Below are 16,413 nucleotides of genomic sequence, written 5' to 3'. Positions count from 1 at the left end.
GTGGCAGGATGGAAGATATGTTGCGTTGGTTGACTGCCGGTGAATCCCATGGTCCGGCTCTGATGGGAATTATTGAAGGCGTCCCCGCCGGTGTGGAAATCACCAGCGGGCACATCGCAGACTCCTTGGCGCGCCGCCGGCTGGGCTACGGCCGTGGAGCGCGTATGAAGTTCGAACAGGACGTCGTGACCATCCTCGGCGGCGTCCGCCACGGCCTGACGCAGGGCGGGCCCGTGGCCATCCAGGTGGGAAACACCGAATGGCCCAAGTGGGAACAGATCATGTCTGCCGACCCCGTGGATCCGGAAGTCCTTGCCGACCAGGCACGGAACGCGCCGCTGACCCGCCCCCGTCCCGGCCACGCGGACTTCACGGGTATGCAGAAGTACGGCTTTGACGAGGCCCGGCCCGTCCTGGAGCGTGCCAGCGCACGCGAAACAGCAACACGGGTGGCCATGGGCACCGTGGCGGCGCAATTCCTCAAGCACCTCGGCATCGAACTGGTCAGCCACACCGTCAGCATTGCGAGCGTCACGGTTCCCGAAGGGCGCCCGCTTCCCGTGCCGGCCGACGTCATTGCGCTCGACGCCGATCCACTGCGCTGCTTCGACCGGGAAACCTCCGACGCCATGGTGGCCGAGGTGGATGCGGCGCACAAGGAGGGCGAAACCCTGGGCGGCGTGGTAGAGGTCCTTGCCTACGGGCTCCCGCCGGGACTGGGCAGCTACGTCCACTGGGACCGGAGGCTTGATTCCCGCCTTGCCGCGGCACTGATGGGAATCCAGGCCATCAAGGGAGTGGAGGTCGGTGACGGCTTCCTGACCGCATCCCGCCGCGGCTCTGCCGCCCATGACGAAATCGTCAGGGACGCCGACGGCCGGATCACCCGTACCAGCAACCGTGCCGGCGGCATCGAAGGCGGCATGAGCATCGGCGACGTCCTGCGTGTCCGCGCAGCCATGAAGCCCATTGCCACCGTCCCGCGCGCCTTGAAGACCATCGACGTCAGCACGGGCGAACCCGCCAAGGCACACCACCAGCGTTCGGACGTGTGCGCTGTTCCGGCTGCCGGCGTGGTGGCCGAGGCCATGGTCGCCCTGGTGCTGGCCGAGGCAGTCACCGAGAAATTTGGCGGCGACTCAGTGGCCGAAACCGCACGGAACATCAAGGGCTACCTGGACAACATTCCGGCGTCCCTGGACTCGATCGGCCAGTAAGTGCCCCACCGCAGCAAAACCGGACCCGCAGGGCGGCCCATCGTCCTGATCGGGCCTATGGCGGTCGGAAAGTCGGCCATCGGGCAGCAGCTGGCGCTGCAGCTCGGAGTTCCCTTCGTCGACACAGACGCTGTTATCGTTGCAGGGCACGGATCCATTTCGGACATCTTTGCCGGCCGCGGCGAGCACGCGTTCCGTGAGATCGAGGCACGGACGGTAGCCGCCGTCGTCGAAGCGGCAGACGATACCGTCACCGTCATCTCCCTGGGCGGCGGGGCGGTGCTCGACTCCGGGACACAGCAGCTCATCAGCCGCTGCACCGTGGTGTACCTCGAATGCGACGCACAAACTGTCGCCGGCCGCATTGCCCGGAACTCCGGGCGCCCGCTGCTGGCCGGGGACGCAATGGGCCGCTGGACGGCCATGTTCGCCACCCGCAAGCCGGTTTACGAACGGCTTGCAGACATCACCCTGGACGTGCGCCACGGCTCGGTTTCCGAGCTGGGCGGCCGGCTCGAAGCAGCACTGCGCGACCATGCAGCTGCCAAACAGGAAGTTGAAAAGTGAGCACCCAATCAACAGTCATCAGCGTCACCGGCGGGACCGCTGCCGAGAATTATGACGTCGTCGTCGGCCGGGGGCTGCTCGGTGACCTGCCCGGTTTATTGGGGGAACGCGTCCGCCGTGTTCTCGTGATCCATCCGCGTGCCCTGCGGCTGACCGGTGACACCGTCCGCGACGAACTGGCTGCAGCCGGATTCACCTCGCTGACTGCGGAAATCCCGGACGCCGAAGAGGGCAAGCACATCCAGGTGGCCGCCTTCTGCTGGCAGGTCCTTGGGCAGAACGACTTCACCCGCTCCGACGCAATTGTCGCCGTGGGGGGAGGTGCGGTCACGGACCTCGCCGGTTTCGTCGCCGCCACCTGGCTGCGCGGCGTCAAGGTCATCCACATGCCCACCAGCCTGCTCGGCATGGTGGATGCGTCCGTGGGCGGGAAGACCGGAATCAACACCGCGGAGGGCAAGAACCTCGTGGGTGCATTCCACCCCCCGGCCGCGGTCCTGGCTGACCTGGACACCCTTGAGACGCTGCCGAGGAACGAGATGATTTCCGGAATGGCGGAAGTCATCAAGTGCGGCTTCATCTCCGATCCCGCGATCCTGGACCTCGTGGAAAAGGACCCCACCGCAGTAGTGGATCCCCAGTCCGACGTACTTCGTGAACTGATCGAACGTGCCATCGCCGTTAAAGCGAAGGTGGTCTCCGAGGACCTGAAGGAATCCGGGCTCCGGGAAATCCTGAACTACGGGCACACCCTGGGCCACGCCATCGAACTGGTCGAGCGGTACTCGTGGCGCCACGGCGCCGCCGTTTCGGTGGGCATGATGTTCGCCGCAGAACTTGCCCGCAGCGTTGGGCGCCTCAGCGATGCCGACGCCGACCGGCACCGGAGCATCCTTGAGAGCCTGGGGCTGCCGGTCACCTACCGGCGGGACCGCTGGCAGGGGCTGCTTGACGGGATGCGCCGGGACAAGAAGTCCCGCGGGGACCTGCTGCGGTTCGTCGTCCTGGACGGCGTTGCAAAGCCGGGGATCCTTGACGTCCCGGACACCTCGCTGCTGTTCGCGGCCTACCAGGAAATTGCTTCCTGATGCAGGGCGACATGGGAGGAACAGCAGACTGGCCGGATGCCGGTTTCCCGGGCATCCGGATCAACCCGGAATCCCTGCTGCCGGAAATTGTGAACCAGGACGCCTGCCGGGCGGCGCTGGCGGTATCCACGGACCCCGCCGACCATATTTTTGTTCTCCTGGTGGAAGGACATGCGTCCGAGGCCGCCGAGCTGCTGGCAGAGGCGCGTTTCAAGGATCCGGAGTCCTTCCGGCTGCGCACCTTCGAGGCCGAGGTGCTTCGCGTCTCCAACCGGCTGGACCGCGCCGTTGAACTGTTCCGCCAGCTCCTCGCCGAGGTCCAGGGAACGCCGCGGGAGGCCCTTGTATGGCAGTTCCTGGGCAAGACCCAGTACAGCGCCGGGCAGACGTCCGCGGCCGTTGAATCCTTTGCGCGGGCCTTGGATCTTCGGGTGGCACAGTCCGCCGACGCGGCGCAGATCTACTCTTCCACAGTGGCGCTGCAGCGTGCCCGGGACGTGCTGGAGCTTGCCTGCTGAACGCTGCCGGGATCCCCGCCTGCGGCCTTGGCCCAAAGGTGCCCGCAATTTACCGGTAGAATGGTTCTTGAATTTTTAACCTCCCGATTTTTGACAAACACGCGCTGGCAGTCCGTTTGGCCTGTCTGCCCGGCATACAACGTCTGACAACGCGACCAGACAGAGAAACCAGAGGAAACAGTGGCAACCACTAACGACATCAAGAACGGAACGGTCCTGAAGCTTGAGGGCCAGCTCTGGAACATCATCGAATTCCAGCACGTCAAGCCAGGCAAGGGTGGTGCGTTTGTCCGCACCAAGATGCGCAACGTGATGTCCGGCAAGGTTGTGGACAAGACGTTCAACGCCGGGCTCAAGATCGAGACCGCCACCGTGGACCGCCGTGACTACCAGTACCTGTACCAGGACGGTGCGGACTTCGTGTTCATGGACACCTCCGACTACGACCAGATCACGGTCTCCGGCGCCACCGTGGGCGACGCCACCAACTTCATGCTCGAGAACCAGATGGTCAACATCGCCATCCACGAGGGCACCCCGCTGTACATCGAACTGCCCCCGAGCGTTGTCCTCGAGATCACCTACACCGAGCCGGGCCTGCAGGGCGACCGCTCCTCCGCCGGCACCAAGCCCGCAACCCTGGAAACGGGCTACGAGATCCAGGTGCCGCTGTTCATCGAGAACAACACCAAGGTGAAGGTGGACACCCGCGACGGCAGCTACCTGGGTCGGGTCACCGAGTAGTGAGCGCCCGCGGTAAAGCCCGTAACAGGGCACTGGATGTTCTTTTCGAAGCTGAGCAGCGCTCGGTTTCGGCCTTTGACGTGATCCGCTCGCGGCGCGAAAAGACGGACCAGGTGGTTAATCCCTACACCATCGAAATCGTTGAGGGCGTTGTCTCCCAGCAGGCAGCCATCGACGAGTTCCTGGAGACGTACTCCCAGGGCTGGAGCCTGGAGCGGATGCCCTCCGTGGACCGCATCATCCTGCGCATCGGGACCTGGGAGCTTCTCTACAACGACGACGTCCCGGACGGCGTCGCGGTCAGCGAAGCTGTGGCGCTGGCGAAGACGCTGTCCACCGACGAATCACCGCAGTTCATCAACGGCCTGCTGGGACGGCTGCAGCAGCTGAAGCCGTCGCTGCTCGCCTGAGCAGCAGCAACACCCAGCTGTACACAGCAACACCAGAAGGCCGGCCGCCACGCATGTGGCGGCCGGCCTTCTGGTGTTAAGGTCCGCTTGGCTGGACGGAAAAATTTCAGCGTGCGACGGCGGCCCGCAGGGCCATGATGCGCTGCAGCTGCTGCCGCTCCTCGGCCTGGTGGAGCTGGACGTCACGGCCGCTCAGGATACGCTGGCGCGTGTTGGCCAGCTGGGTGGCGGCCTTCAGGAACTCCTTCATTTGCCGTTTCCTGCCGTAGCTTCCAGCCCAGCCCAAGGCGGTGCGCCGGCCGCCCAGGGTGGCCATCAGCTCCACCTCTGCCGGCGTGAACCAGCCGGCTGCGGAGTACTCCAGCAGGCGCTGCCGGGTCAGGCGCTTTTCCGCCACCCGCAAAAGGATGATGCCGCCCACGGCGAGGAAAAAGATGGGCACCTGGACCATGATGTACTCCGCCAGGAAGCCCTGCCCCATGCTGTTCCAGCGGTTGTGCAGGAACATGGCCGGCAGCAGCCCCACGAAAAAGGCTGCCACCGAGGCCCCCACATGCCAGCGCCGGGCCGCGAACCCCATGACCAGCCCCGTGGTGCCGGTGAAGATGGCGTGGGCAAAGGGGGACATGACGCCGCGGAGGAAGAAGACCTGGGCGAAATCACCGGCGGGATCCGCGGACTCCGCCACGGCCCGGCCAAAATACAGGATGTTCTCCGTAAAAGCGAAACCTCCTGCAATGGTGAACGCAAAAACCACACCATCCACCGGCCCGTCAAAGTGCTTCCTCGCCAGCAGGAGGATTATCAGCAGCCCCAGGGACTTTGCGAACTCCTCCACGATGGGCGCCTGCACCGTGGCCATATACGCCTGAAGGTCGGCTTCGTCGGAAAACTGGAACGCCAGGACAAAGAACGGCTGGATCAGCAGGGTGACCGCAATGGACACCGCCGAGCCCCAGGTAAAGGCGAAGAAAAGGAGCCGCTTCGGCTCAGGCTCCCACTTGTCGATGATGTGCACGGCCAAAAGAACCACGGAGAGGGGCACCAGGGATGCGAGGAAGCCCACCAGGAACCCGGCCGGCCCTGTGTTGGACAGCAGGAACGGGATCACCAGGAACAGGCTGAGGAAGGCAAGGGAACTGCCGCCGACAGTCAATCCCACCAGGCCGCTGCGGGACCGGCTGCCCTTCACCACGGCTCCCTGGACCTGTGGCGGCACTACCGTGTCCACCGGCCTGCCAACGTGCCCCGGCGCCGGGCGGTAGTTTCCCGGCTCCACGTGCCCCATCCAGCTCGGGTTGGCTTCGCCCGGGAGCGGCGCAGTTCCGCGCAGCCAGGGATCGTCGGGATGCCCGGAGGCGGGGTGTCGCGGATTCGTCGGCATAACGAAAGCCTAGGTGCGAGTCGCGGCGCCTCCAAGGACCGCGGTACCGGCACGCTGCAGTGTGACCAGCACCGCGTCCTCCGGGCAGGGGCCCGGGGAAACCCGTGTGGTAATTTTGAACCGCACATGATCCTTTTTTAATTCCGTCCTGTGAGGCGGGGAAAGGGGAGACGAGCGTTGACTTCTGTCACCAGCGCACCGGTTCCAGCCAGGGTTGTCCTCAGCCAGGCGGATATTGACCGGGCCCTCACTCGTATCGCCCATGAGATCCTTGAAACGAACAAGGGATCGCAGGACCTCGTCCTGCTGGGCATCCCGCGCCGCGGTTACCCGCTGGCGCTCCGGCTCGCCGAAAAAATCGCCGCCGCGGACAACAGCGTTGATGCCGCCGCCATCGTTGGCCAGTTGGACGTCACCATGTTCCGCGACGACCTCTCGCACCAAGGCACCAGGCCGCCGTACCCCACGAAACTGCCCCGGACGGGAATCGACAACAAGGTGGTTGTCCTCATTGACGACGTCCTGTACTCCGGCCGCACCATCCGCGCCGCCCTTGACGCGCTCGTCGACCTCGGCCGTCCGCGCATCGTCAGGCTCGCGGTGCTGATCGACCGCGGCCACCGCGAACTGCCCATCCGTGCAGACCACGTGGGCAAGAACCTGCCCACATCGTCAGCGGAAAAGGTCCGGGTCCGGCTGGCTGAGACGGACACTGCCCCGGGCGGCACGCCGGTCAACGAGGTAGTCATCGAGGGCCGCTCATGAAACACCTGCTCTCCACCGAAGACCTCAGCCTCGCAAATGCAATCCGTATCCTCGACACCGCCGAGGAGATGGCCGCGGTAGGGGACCGCGAGGTCAAGAAACTCCCGGCCCTCCGCGGACGCACGGTGGTCAACCTCTTCTTCGAGGACTCCACCCGCACCCGGATCTCCTTTGAAGCTGCCGCCAAGCGCCTCAGCGCGGATGTCATCAACTTCGCGGCCAAGGGCTCCTCGGTGTCCAAGGGTGAGTCGCTCAAGGACACTGCCCAAACGCTGTCCGCCATGGGTGCGGACGCCGTCGTCATCCGCCACTGGGCCTCGGGCGCACCGCACCGCCTCGCAGCCACGGACTGGATTGACGCGGCCGTGATCAACGCCGGCGACGGTACGCACGAACACCCCACCCAGGCGCTGCTGGATGCATTCACGATGCGCCGGCACTGGGCGCGCCTGGCCGGCACCGGCTCCGAGGGCGCGGACCTCAAGGGCATGCGCGTGGCCATCGCCGGCGACGTCCTGCACTCCAGGGTTGCCCGTTCCAACGTTTGGCTGCTCCGCACCCTCGGAGCGGAAGTCACCCTGGTGGCCCCGCCCACGCTGCTTCCCATCGGCGTCGAAAAGTGGCCCTGCAAGGTCAGCTACAACATGGACGAAACGCTCGAGCAGGGCGTGGACGCCGTCATGATGCTGCGCGTCCAGGGCGAGCGCATGAACGCATCCTTCTTCCCCAGCACCCGCGAGTACTCCCGGCGGTGGGGATTCGATGACAACCGCCTGAAAGCCCTGGATACGCTGGGCATGAAGGACACCATCATCATGCACCCGGGTCCCATGAACAGGGGACTGGAAATTTCCGCCGCCGCCGCCGATTCACCCCGTTCCACCGTGCTGGCCCAGGTCCGCAACGGCGTCTCGGTACGGATGGCCGCCCTCTACCTGCTGCTTTCCGGGGATACCCGCGAACCAGCAGCGACCCCCGCCCTGGCGTATGCCGGCACCCATTCCACCAAGGAGAGCAACTGATGGCAGGCAACACCGGAACCTACCTGATCCGCGGCGCCTCAATCCTGGGCGGTGAACCGGCGGACCTGCTGATCCGTGACGGCGTCATCGCCGAGGCCGGAACCGGCCTGTCAGCTGATGGGGCCACCGTGATCGATGCCGCCGGCCTGGTGGCACTGCCGGGCATGGTTGATGTCCATACCCACCTGCGCGAGCCCGGCAGGGAGGACGCGGAAACCGTGGAAACGGGCACCCGCGCAGCGGCGCTTGGCGGCTACACCGCGGTGCACGCCATGGCCAACAGCACGCCTGTTGCAGACACCGCAGGCGTGGTGGAACAGGTCTACACCCTCGGCCGGACAGCAGGCTGGGTGGACGTGCGACCGGTCGGTGCGGTCACCGTGGGCCTGGCAGGCGAGCAGCTGGCCGAGCTGGGCGCCATGGCCGATTCCCGGGCACGCGTGCGCATGTTTTCCGATGACGGCATCTGCGTCCACGACCCCGTGCTGATGCGCCGCGCCCTTGAGTACGTCAAGGCGTTCGACGGCGTGGTGGCCCAGCACGCGCAGGAGCCGCGCCTTACCGCCGGGGCGCAGATGAACGAGGGCGAGGTGTCGGCCGTGCTCGGCCTCGCCGGCTGGCCCGCCGTCGCCGAGGAAAGCATCATTGCCCGCGACGTCCTGCTGGCCCAGCACGTGGGCTCCCGGCTGCATGTCTGCCATGTTTCCACCGCCGGCTCCGTGGAAATCATCCGCTGGGCCAAGGAGCGGGGGATCAACGTCACAGCGGAGGTTACCCCGCACCACCTGCTGCTGACCGACGACCTTGTCCGCAGCTACGACCCCGTCTTCAAGGTCAATCCGCCGCTGCGCACCGACGCGGACGTCCAGGCGCTGCGTGCAGGGCTGGCGGACGGCACCATCGACGTCGTGGGCACGGACCACGCCCCGCACCCGAGCGAGCACAAGGAATGCGAGTGGGCGCAGGCTGCCATGGGCATGACCGGGCTGGAAACCGCCCTCTCGGTGGTCCAGCACACCATGATCGAAACCGGCCTCATGACGTGGGCGGACTTCGCCCGCGTCACCTCCACGGCCGCGGCGAACATCGGCCGTCTAACTGACCAGGGCAGGCCGCTGGCAGCGGGTGAGCCCGCGAACATCATCCTGGTGGATCCGGCGGCGCGCTGGACCGTTGATCCGTTCCGCATGGCCACCATGGGCCGGAACTCACCGTTCAAGGGACGGGAACTGCCCGGCAAGGTGGTGGCAACTTTCTTCAAGGGCCACCCCACCGTCCTTGACGGCGAACTCAACACGCCCTACCCGTACGCCGACGCATCCGCAGGCGTTGCCTGATGGACAAAATCCTTCCCGGACTGGCGATGCTGGCGATCATCGCCGTCGTCTTTGTCCTCCTCGCCATCGGCTGGCGCAGCAGGCTCCGCCGCCAGTCCGACGTCGACCGGCTGCCTGCCGTGCCCGCCGAACCAGGGGAGCCGATCGCCGGCGCGGAAGGCCAGTACGTGGCCACCACCACCGCGGGCGACTGGCTGGACCGGATCGCCGTGCACGGCCTGGGCATCCGCACCAATGCCACGCTCGAGGTGTTTCCGCACGGTGTCCTTTTCGACCGGTCCGGTGCGCCCGCCGTCTACATCCCGGCCGCGTCACTCACCGGAGTCCGGCAGGACAGCGGCATGGCAGGTAAGTTCGTGGAAAAGGACGGACTCCTGGTGCTGGCCTGGGCGCATGGCAGCCACGAACTGGACTCAGGGTTCCGCACCCGCCGTGCGGCGGACAAGGACCGGCTCTTCGAAGCACTTCAGGATTTGATTTCTTCAGCCCCGGCGGCTGACGCCAACAGTGGAAAGTAAGACAGTGACAACAAACACAGCAACAACCGCCCCAGTATCAGCTTCTGTTTCCGCTCCAGCTGCGCTGGTGCTCGAAGACGGCCGCATCTTCCGCGGCAGCAGCTATGGCGCCACCGGAACCGCCCTCGGAGAAGCAGTCTTCGCCACGGGCATGACCGGCTACCAGGAAACCATCACGGACCCTTCCTACGCCCGCCAACTCGTGGTCCAAACGGCACCGCACATCGGCAACACCGGCGTGAACAATGACGACGCCGAGTCCCGCCGCATCTGGGTTGCGGGCTACATCGTCCGCGACGCCGCCCGCCGCCCGTCCAACTGGCGCTCCGAGCGCTCACTGGACGAGGAGCTGGTGGCCCAGGGGATCGTGGGCATCCAGGGTGTGGACACCCGGGCCATCACGCGCCACCTGCGTGAGCACAAGACCATGCGTGCCGGCATCTTCTCCGGCGAAGCTGCGCAGGCCACGGACAAGGAACTGGTTGATGCCGTCTTGGCCAGCGCCCCGATGGAAGGCGCCCGCCTGGCCGAAGAGGTCAGCGTCGACCAAGCGTACGTGGTGGAACCCAAGGACCACGGCTGGGAAGGCGAGCCCCGGTTCAGCATTGCCGCCGTCGACCTTGGCATCAAAGCCATGACCCCCGTCCGGTTCGCGGAACGCGGCGTCCGCGTCCACGTGCTGCCCGCCACCGCCACCCTGGCGGACGTCAAGGCCGTAAACCCGGACGGCTTCTTCATGTCCAACGGTCCTGGCGACCCCGCCACGGCAGACGCGCAGGTTAAGCTGCTCCGTTCCGTCCTGGACGAGAAGCTGCCGTACTTCGGCATCTGCTTCGGCAACCAGATCCTGGGCCGCGCGCTCGGCTTCGGCACCTACAAGCTCCGCTACGGCCACCGCGGCATCAACCAGCCCGTGATGGACCGCCGCACCGGCAAGGTGGAAATCACCTCCCAGAACCATGGCTTTGCCGTGGATGCACCGCTCGACGGCGCCACGATGGCTCCCGAGGAGCGCTACGGCCGCGTGGAGGTCAGCCACGTCAGCCTCAACGACGACGTCGTGGAAGGCCTCGCCTGCCTGGACATCCCCGCCTTCTCCGTGCAGTACCACCCCGAGGCAGCGGCCGGCCCGCACGACGCCGCCTACCTGTTCGACCGCTTCATCGACCTCATGGAGGGAACGCGGGACGGCAGGACCGCCAACCTGTCCAAGGACCCGGTGGACTCTGCACATCCCGCCCAGGCGGACAACGCAGGCGCTGAACACAAAAACCACAACAAGACTGAGGACAAGAAGTAATGCCGAAACGTACAGACCTCAAGAGCGTCCTCGTCATTGGTTCCGGCCCGATCGTCATCGGCCAGGCCGCCGAGTTCGACTACTCCGGCACGCAGGCGCTGCGCGTCCTGAAGGAGGAGGGCCTGCGGGTCATCCTGGTCAACTCCAACCCGGCCACCATCATGACCGACCCCGAGTTCGCCGACGCCACCTACATCGAGCCCATCACCCCCGAGGTGGTGGAGAAGATCATCGCCAAGGAACGCCCCGACGCCGTGCTGCCCACGCTGGGCGGGCAGACCGCGCTGAACACAGCCATCGCCTTGGATAAGAACGGTGTGCTCGAGAAGTACAACGTGGAGCTCATCGGCGCCAATATCGCAGCCATCGAGCTCGGCGAGGACCGCGAGAAGTTCAAGGGCGTGGTGGAGCGCTGCGGCGCCGAATCCGCCCGCAGCCACATCATCCACAGCATGGACGAGGCCCTGAAGGCCGCCGAAGACCTCGGCTACCCCATGGTGGTCCGCCCCTCCTTCACCATGGGCGGCCTGGGCTCGGGCCTCGCCTACAACGAGGAGGACCTCCGCCGCATCGTGGGCCAGGGCCTGCAGTACAGCCCCACCAGCGAGGTGCTGCTCGAAGAGAGCATCCTCGGCTGGAAGGAATACGAGCTCGAGATGATGCGGGACAAGAACGACAACGTCGTGGTGGTCTGCTCCATCGAGAACTTCGATCCCGTGGGCGTCCACACCGGCGACTCCATCACCGTGGCTCCGGCCCTTACCCTCACCGACCGCGAGTACCAGCGGCTGCGCGACATCTCCATCGCCGTCATCCGTGAAGTGGGCGTGGACACCGGCGGCTGCAACATCCAGTTCGCCATCGATCCCGCCACCGGCCGTGTTGTGGTCATCGAGATGAACCCGCGCGTGTCCCGGTCTTCCGCGCTGGCCTCCAAGGCCACGGGCTTCGCCATCGCCAAGATCGCCACCAAGCTGTCCCTGGGCTACACACTGGACGAAATCCCCAACGACATCACCCAGAAGACCCCGGCATCCTTCGAACCCACCCTGGACTACGTTGTGGTCAAGGTGCCGCGGTTCGCGTTCGAGAAATTCCCGGCGGCGGACAACACCCTCACCACCACCATGAAGTCGGTGGGCGAGGCCATGGCCATGGGTCGCAACTTCACCGAGGCCCTGCAGAAGGCCCTGCGCTCCCTGGAGCAGAAGGGCTCGCAGCTGGACTTCAGCTCCGTCCCTGAATGGGAAGTTCCGGAGCTCATCGAGAAGGCCAAGCGTCCCACCACGGAACGCCTGCACCAGGTCCAGCGAGCACTCCTGGGCGGCGCCACGGTGGAGGACCTCTTTGAGGCCACCAAGATCGATCCCTGGTTCCTGGACCAGCTCCAGCTGCTCAATGAGATCTCCCGGGAAATCCGCCAGGCCGGTGCGCTGACGGCTGACATGCTGAAGCGCGCCAAGCGCCACGGCTTCTCCGATGAGCAGATCGGCGCCCTGACCCACAACTCCGAGGCCGTGGTCCGCGGCGTCCGCCAGGCCCTGGGCATCCGTCCGGTCTACAAGACTGTGGACACCTGTGCGGCGGAGTTTGCCGCCTACACGCCGTACCACTACTCGGCGTACGACGAAGAGGACGAGGTTGCGCTGCACTCCAAGCCGTCCATCCTGATCCTCGGCTCCGGTCCCAACCGGATCGGCCAGGGCATCGAGTTCGACTACTCCTGCGTGCACGCCTCCATGGCGCTGCGCAAGGCCGGATACGAGACAGTCATGGTCAACTGCAACCCGGAAACCGTCTCCACCGACTACGACATCTCCACCCGCCTGTACTTCGAGCCCCTGACGCTCGAGGACGTGCTGGAGGTCATCGCCGCCGAGGAACGCACCGGCGGCGTGATGGGTGTCTTCGTCCAGCTCGGCGGCCAGACCCCCCTCAAACTGGCACAGCAGCTGGCGGACGCCGGCGTTCCCATCCTCGGCACCTCGCCGGAGGCCATCGACCTCGCCGAGCACCGCGGCATGTTCTCCCGCGTGCTGGACAAGGCCGGCCTGATTTCCCCGAAGAACGGCACCGCCGTGTCCTTCGAGGATGCCAAGAAGATCGCTGACGAAATCGGCTACCCGGTGCTGGTCCGCCCGTCCTACGTCCTCGGCGGCCGGGGCATGGAGATCGTCTACGACGAGCCCAACCTGTCCCGCTACATCGCCAACGCCACGGAAATTACCCCGGACCACCCGGTGCTGATTGACCGGTTCCTGGAGGACGCCGTCGAAATCGACGTCGACGCCCTCTTCGACGGGACCGACATGTACCTGGGCGGCATCATGGAGCACATCGAGGAAGCCGGCATCCACTCCGGCGACTCCGCCTGCGTCCTGCCGCCCATCACCTTGGGCACCAACGTCCTGGAACGGGTACGGACGGCAACGCGCGCCATCGCCGAAGGCGTGGGCGTCCGCGGGCTGATCAACATCCAGTTCGCCCTGGCCTCAGACGTCCTTTACGTCCTGGAAGCAAACCCCCGCGCGTCCCGGACCGTGCCGTTCGTCTCCAAGGCCACCGGCGTGCAGATGGCCAAGGCAGCTGCCCTGATCGGCACCGGCGTGACCATCAACCAGCTCCGCAGCGCCTACAAGATGTTGCCCGAGGTGGGCGACGGTTCCACGCTTCCGCTGGATGCCCCGGTGTCCGTCAAGGAGGCAGTCCTGCCGTTCAGCCGCTTCCGCACGCTTGAGGGCAAGGTGGTTGACTCCCTGCTCGGCCCCGAAATGCGCTCCACCGGTGAGGTCATGGGCATCGACAAGCACTTCGACACCGCGTTCGCCAAGAGCCAGGCCGCAGCCAACAATGCCCTGCCCACCGAAGGCAAGATCTTTGTCTCCGTGGCCAACCGGGACAAGCGCTCCGTGATCATGGGCGTCAAGCGGCTCTCGGACCTCGGCTTCGAGATCGTGTCCACCGGCGGCACCGCGGACGTCCTGCGCCGCAACGGCATCCAGGCCACCCCTGTCCGCAAGGTTGCCGAGGGCAGCAGCGCCGAGGGTGAAGGCACCATTGCAGACCTGGTCATTGCCGGGGAGATCGACATGGTCTTCAACACGCCGTCCGGTGGCGAGGCCCGCAGCGACGGCTACGAACTGCGCGCAGCCGCCACCTCCATCGGCATTCCCTGCATCACCACGGTGGCTGAGTTCAACGCCGCGGTCCAGGCCATCGAGGCCATGCGGACCTACGAGTGGTCGGTCACCAGCCTGCAGGAGCACGCCGCCTCCTTGGCCGAATCGCAGAAAGCCGCGTCCCAGAAGGCGGCACTGCAGCATGCCTGAGCAGGCAGCGCCGTCCCGTGAAGCACCCGGCCGGGAGTCATTCGGCTCCCGGCTGGGTGCCGCCATGGCCGCACGCGGTCCGCTGTGCGTCGGCATCGATCCCCACCCTGCCCTGCTGAAGGGCTGGGGGCTGCACGACGACGCCGCCGGCCTGAGGCGCTTCTCGCTGACGGTTTTGGAGGCCGTCGCTTCGCTCGCTGCCGCCATCAAGCCCCAGGTGGCGCTGTACGAACGCCACGGCTCCGCGGGGATGGCTGTCCTTGAGGAGCTTCTTGCAGAAGCACGCGACGAGCAGGTGCTCACCATCGCCGATGCCAAGCGGGGTGACATCGGCTCCACCATGGCGGCCTATGCCGACGCCTGGCTCCGGGACGATTCACCCCTGGCGGCCGATTCGGTCACGCTCAGTCCCTACCTTGGCTTCGAGTCGCTGCGCCCCGCGCTGGACCTGGCAGCCGAGACCGGCCGCGGCGTTTTCGTCCTTGCACTGACGTCCAACCCCGAGGGCGCGTCTGTCCAGCACGTCGGGGGAGCGGATTCCGTTGCCCGCAGGATCACCCAGGCGGCTGCCGTGGAAAACCGCCGCTACCAGGGGAGCCTCGGCTCCGTGGGCCTGGTGGTGGGGGCAACCGTGGGCTCTGCCCTGTCCGAGCTGGACCTGGACCTGGCCGCCGTCCGCGGACCGGTCCTGGCCCCGGGGCTCGGCGCGCAGGGTGCCACACCGGCCGACCTCCGCGCGACCTTCGGCACGGCGTACCCGCAGGTCCTGGGCACCTCAAGCAGGGACATCCTCTCCGCGGGGCCGGAGCCGCGCGGCCTGCGGGACGCGGCGCAACGGACCCTGGATGGGCTCCGCGGGGAATAGTGGTCCGTTTCACCGCATGCATTGATTCGGGCAGCACCAAAGGGTAGTTTCAGGACAGGTCCAAGGGCGGTCGCCCCTGGACCCGTCCACCGAATCCGGGGGTGTGCACCATGGTCCTGCGACCGTTATCCGCGTCGGAACGGGCTGAGGCCCTGAACAAGGCAGCAGCAGCCAGGGCCACCCGCGCGGCGGCCAAGGAAAGCCTCAAAAACGGCGAGAGATCCGCCGCGGACATCATCAGCTCCGCGCTGCAGGACGAGGCGCTGGCACGCATGAGGGTCTCCGAACTCCTTGAGGCCCTCCCGGGCATCGGAAAGGTCCGGGCGGCGGCCATCATGGACCAGCTGGGAATCGCGGCCTCCCGCAGGGTCCGCGGCCTGGGCATCCACCAGCGCCGCGCGCTGGTAGATTTTATAGACGAGAGTTAGGCCGGGCCGCCAGGCCCGCCCACCCCATACCCCGGCAAAGGAATACGTGAGCAAGAAACCTGGACTGACAGTCCTCGCAGGTCCGACGGCTGTTGGCAAAGGCACCGTGTCCACTTACATCCGCGACAACTATCCCGAGGTGTGGCTGTCCGTTTCCGCCACCACCCGGGCGCCCCGCCCCGGCGAGCAGGACGGCGTCCACTACTTCTTCAAGTCCAAGGAGGAGTTCGAGCAGCTCATTGCCGACGGTGAACTCCTGGAATGGGCCGTGGTCCACGGGCAGAACACCTACGGGACGTTGAAAAGCACCGTCAACCAGGCCATCGCCGAGGGCCGTTCCGTGCTCCTGGAAATCGACCTGCAGGGTGCCCGGCAGGTGAAGGCCGCTGTTCCGGACGCACAGTTCGTTTTCCTGGCCCCGCCCAGCTGGGACGAAATGGTCCGCCGCCTGGTGGGCCGCGGCACGGAAACACCGGAGGAACAGCAGCGACGGCTGGAAACCGCTAAACTGGAACTTGCTGCTGAACCGGAGTTCGACTACACCGTCATCAATGACGACGTTCGCCGGGCAGCGGACGAGCTTGTTTCACTCATGGGGCTGACCCCGCACCCGCATGGAGCGCCGGAACCGTCAGCCCGCTAGAACTTTGGAGAATTCGTGTCCACGAACCTTGAAGGCATCATCAACCCGCCGATCGACTCGCTGCTTGAGGCAGCCGATTCCAAGTACGGCCTGGTGATTTTCGGTGCCAAGCGTGCTCGTCAGATCAACGCTTACTACGCCCAGCTGCACGAGGGCCTTTTCGAATACGTCGGCCCGCTGGTTGACACCAAGCTGAACGAGAAGTCGCTTTCGATCGCACTGCGCGAGATCAACGAAGGCAAGCTGGTTTCCACGCCGATTGAAGCAGCAGAGTAAGA

General features: G+C 66.0%; 17 protein-coding genes. 16 read left to right on the top strand and 1 reads right to left on the bottom strand.

The genetic code is table 11. From position 1 onward, the window contains the following. Nucleotides 1–17: 17 nt before the first annotated feature. From aroC to nusB, 6 genes are all read left to right on the top strand, one after another. Nucleotides 18–1,217, top strand: coding sequence for a chorismate synthase (gene aroC / locus ACIQF4_RS05075; protein ID WP_400516130.1), 1,200 nt, complete (start codon nt 18–20; stop codon nt 1,215–1,217). Further along, nucleotides 1,218–1,784 (top strand): shikimate kinase, encoded by a 567-nt coding sequence (locus tag ACIQF4_RS05070; RefSeq protein ID WP_400516131.1) that lies wholly within the window; start codon nt 1,218–1,220, stop codon nt 1,782–1,784. Beyond that, complete coding sequence (gene aroB / locus ACIQF4_RS05065) at nt 1,781–2,872, top strand: 3-dehydroquinate synthase (protein ID WP_231456293.1); 1,092 nt, start codon at nt 1,781–1,783, stop codon at nt 2,870–2,872. Before ACIQF4_RS05070 ends, aroB begins: the two co-directional genes overlap by 4 nt. Then, complete coding sequence (locus ACIQF4_RS05060; RefSeq protein ID WP_350003155.1) at nt 2,872–3,390, top strand: tetratricopeptide repeat protein; 519 nt, start codon at nt 2,872–2,874, stop codon at nt 3,388–3,390. The genes aroB and ACIQF4_RS05060 overlap by 1 nt, the downstream gene beginning before the upstream one ends. A 180-nt stretch (nt 3,391–3,570) precedes the next feature. Next, nucleotides 3,571–4,134 carry an elongation factor P gene (gene efp / locus ACIQF4_RS05055; RefSeq protein WP_050054941.1) on the top strand — a complete coding sequence of 188 codons (564 nt, stop codon included), beginning with the start codon at nt 3,571–3,573 and terminating at the stop codon, nt 4,132–4,134. Next, nucleotides 4,134–4,544 (top strand): transcription antitermination factor NusB, encoded by a 411-nt coding sequence (gene nusB / locus ACIQF4_RS05050; RefSeq protein WP_231456291.1) that lies wholly within the window; start codon nt 4,134–4,136, stop codon nt 4,542–4,544. The genes efp and nusB overlap by 1 nt, the downstream gene beginning before the upstream one ends. Before the next feature lie 106 nt (nt 4,545–4,650). Here the strand turns inward: nusB and ACIQF4_RS05045 are convergent, their stop codons facing one another. Further along, nucleotides 4,651–5,928: a PrsW family intramembrane metalloprotease gene (locus tag ACIQF4_RS05045; protein WP_400516132.1), complete on the bottom strand. Its 1,278-nt coding sequence runs from the start codon at nt 5,926–5,928 to the stop codon at nt 4,651–4,653. A gap of 177 nt (nt 5,929–6,105) precedes the next feature. Between ACIQF4_RS05045 and pyrR the strand changes: the two genes are divergently transcribed. The 10 genes from pyrR (at nt 6,106) to rpoZ (ending at nt 16,411) form a co-directional block, all read left to right on the top strand. Further along, nucleotides 6,106–6,693, top strand: a complete 588-nt coding sequence (gene pyrR / locus ACIQF4_RS05040; protein WP_400516133.1) for a bifunctional pyr operon transcriptional regulator/uracil phosphoribosyltransferase PyrR — start codon at nt 6,106–6,108, stop codon at nt 6,691–6,693. Continuing rightward, on the top strand, nt 6,690–7,715 hold the full coding sequence (locus ACIQF4_RS05035) for an aspartate carbamoyltransferase catalytic subunit (protein ID WP_231454244.1): 1,026 nt from the start codon (nt 6,690–6,692) through the stop codon (nt 7,713–7,715). Before pyrR ends, ACIQF4_RS05035 begins: the two co-directional genes overlap by 4 nt. Next, on the top strand, nt 7,715–9,052 hold the full coding sequence (locus ACIQF4_RS05030) for a dihydroorotase (RefSeq protein ID WP_400516134.1): 1,338 nt from the start codon (nt 7,715–7,717) through the stop codon (nt 9,050–9,052). The genes ACIQF4_RS05035 and ACIQF4_RS05030 overlap by 1 nt, the downstream gene beginning before the upstream one ends. Then, on the top strand, nt 9,052–9,570 hold the full coding sequence (locus ACIQF4_RS05025) for a hypothetical protein (protein ID WP_400516135.1): 519 nt from the start codon (nt 9,052–9,054) through the stop codon (nt 9,568–9,570). Before ACIQF4_RS05030 ends, ACIQF4_RS05025 begins: the two co-directional genes overlap by 1 nt. A gap of 4 nt (nt 9,571–9,574) precedes the next feature. After that, entirely contained in the window at nt 9,575–10,870 is a 1,296-nt protein-coding gene (gene carA / locus ACIQF4_RS05020; RefSeq protein ID WP_400516136.1) for a glutamine-hydrolyzing carbamoyl-phosphate synthase small subunit, read from the top strand. After that, entirely contained in the window at nt 10,870–14,199 is a 3,330-nt protein-coding gene (carB, locus tag ACIQF4_RS05015; protein ID WP_400516137.1) for a carbamoyl-phosphate synthase large subunit, read from the top strand. The genes carA and carB overlap by 1 nt, the downstream gene beginning before the upstream one ends. Beyond that, on the top strand, nt 14,192–15,064 hold the full coding sequence (gene pyrF, locus ACIQF4_RS05010) for an orotidine-5'-phosphate decarboxylase (protein WP_400516138.1): 873 nt from the start codon (nt 14,192–14,194) through the stop codon (nt 15,062–15,064). The genes carB and pyrF overlap by 8 nt, the downstream gene beginning before the upstream one ends. 110 nt (nt 15,065–15,174) lie before the next feature. Beyond that, nucleotides 15,175–15,492, top strand: coding sequence for an integration host factor, actinobacterial type (mihF, locus tag ACIQF4_RS05005; protein WP_174174766.1), 318 nt, complete (start codon nt 15,175–15,177; stop codon nt 15,490–15,492). Nucleotides 15,493–15,538: 46 nt separating this feature from the next. Continuing rightward, nucleotides 15,539–16,135, top strand: coding sequence for a guanylate kinase (gene gmk / locus ACIQF4_RS05000; RefSeq protein WP_350003174.1), 597 nt, complete (start codon nt 15,539–15,541; stop codon nt 16,133–16,135). Between the two features lie 15 nt (nt 16,136–16,150). Further along, a complete protein-coding gene (rpoZ, locus tag ACIQF4_RS04995) occupies nt 16,151–16,411 on the top strand; it encodes a DNA-directed RNA polymerase subunit omega (protein WP_003800778.1) in 261 nt (86 codons plus the stop codon). The last annotated feature ends 2 nt before the right edge of the window (nt 16,412–16,413 follow it).

Source organism: Pseudarthrobacter sp. NPDC092202 (genome assembly GCF_044755505.1).
Taxonomy (GTDB): Bacteria; Actinomycetota; Actinomycetes; order Actinomycetales; family Micrococcaceae; genus Arthrobacter.
Note: the sequence above shows the minus strand (reverse complement) of the source record. Positions and strands in the feature narration are given on the sequence as shown.

Coding starts and splice junctions, on each gene's coding strand:
- ACIQF4_RS05060 (WP_350003155.1), top strand. CDS start 2,872: ATGCAGGGCGACATGGGAGGAACAGCAGACTGGCCGGATGCCGGTTTC.
- ACIQF4_RS05035 (WP_231454244.1), top strand. CDS start 6,690: ATGAAACACCTGCTCTCCACCGAAGACCTCAGCCTCGCAAATGCAATC.
- ACIQF4_RS05025 (WP_400516135.1), top strand. CDS start 9,052: ATGGACAAAATCCTTCCCGGACTGGCGATGCTGGCGATCATCGCCGTC.
- ACIQF4_RS05045 (WP_400516132.1), bottom strand. CDS start 5,928: ATGCCGACGAATCCGCGACACCCCGCCTCCGGGCATCCCGACGATCCC.
- pyrF (WP_400516138.1), top strand. CDS start 14,192: ATGCCTGAGCAGGCAGCGCCGTCCCGTGAAGCACCCGGCCGGGAGTCA.
- carB (WP_400516137.1), top strand. CDS start 10,870: ATGCCGAAACGTACAGACCTCAAGAGCGTCCTCGTCATTGGTTCCGGC.
- ACIQF4_RS05030 (WP_400516134.1), top strand. CDS start 7,715: ATGGCAGGCAACACCGGAACCTACCTGATCCGCGGCGCCTCAATCCTG.
- mihF (WP_174174766.1), top strand. CDS start 15,175: ATGGTCCTGCGACCGTTATCCGCGTCGGAACGGGCTGAGGCCCTGAAC.
- aroC (WP_400516130.1), top strand. CDS start 18: ATGTTGCGTTGGTTGACTGCCGGTGAATCCCATGGTCCGGCTCTGATG.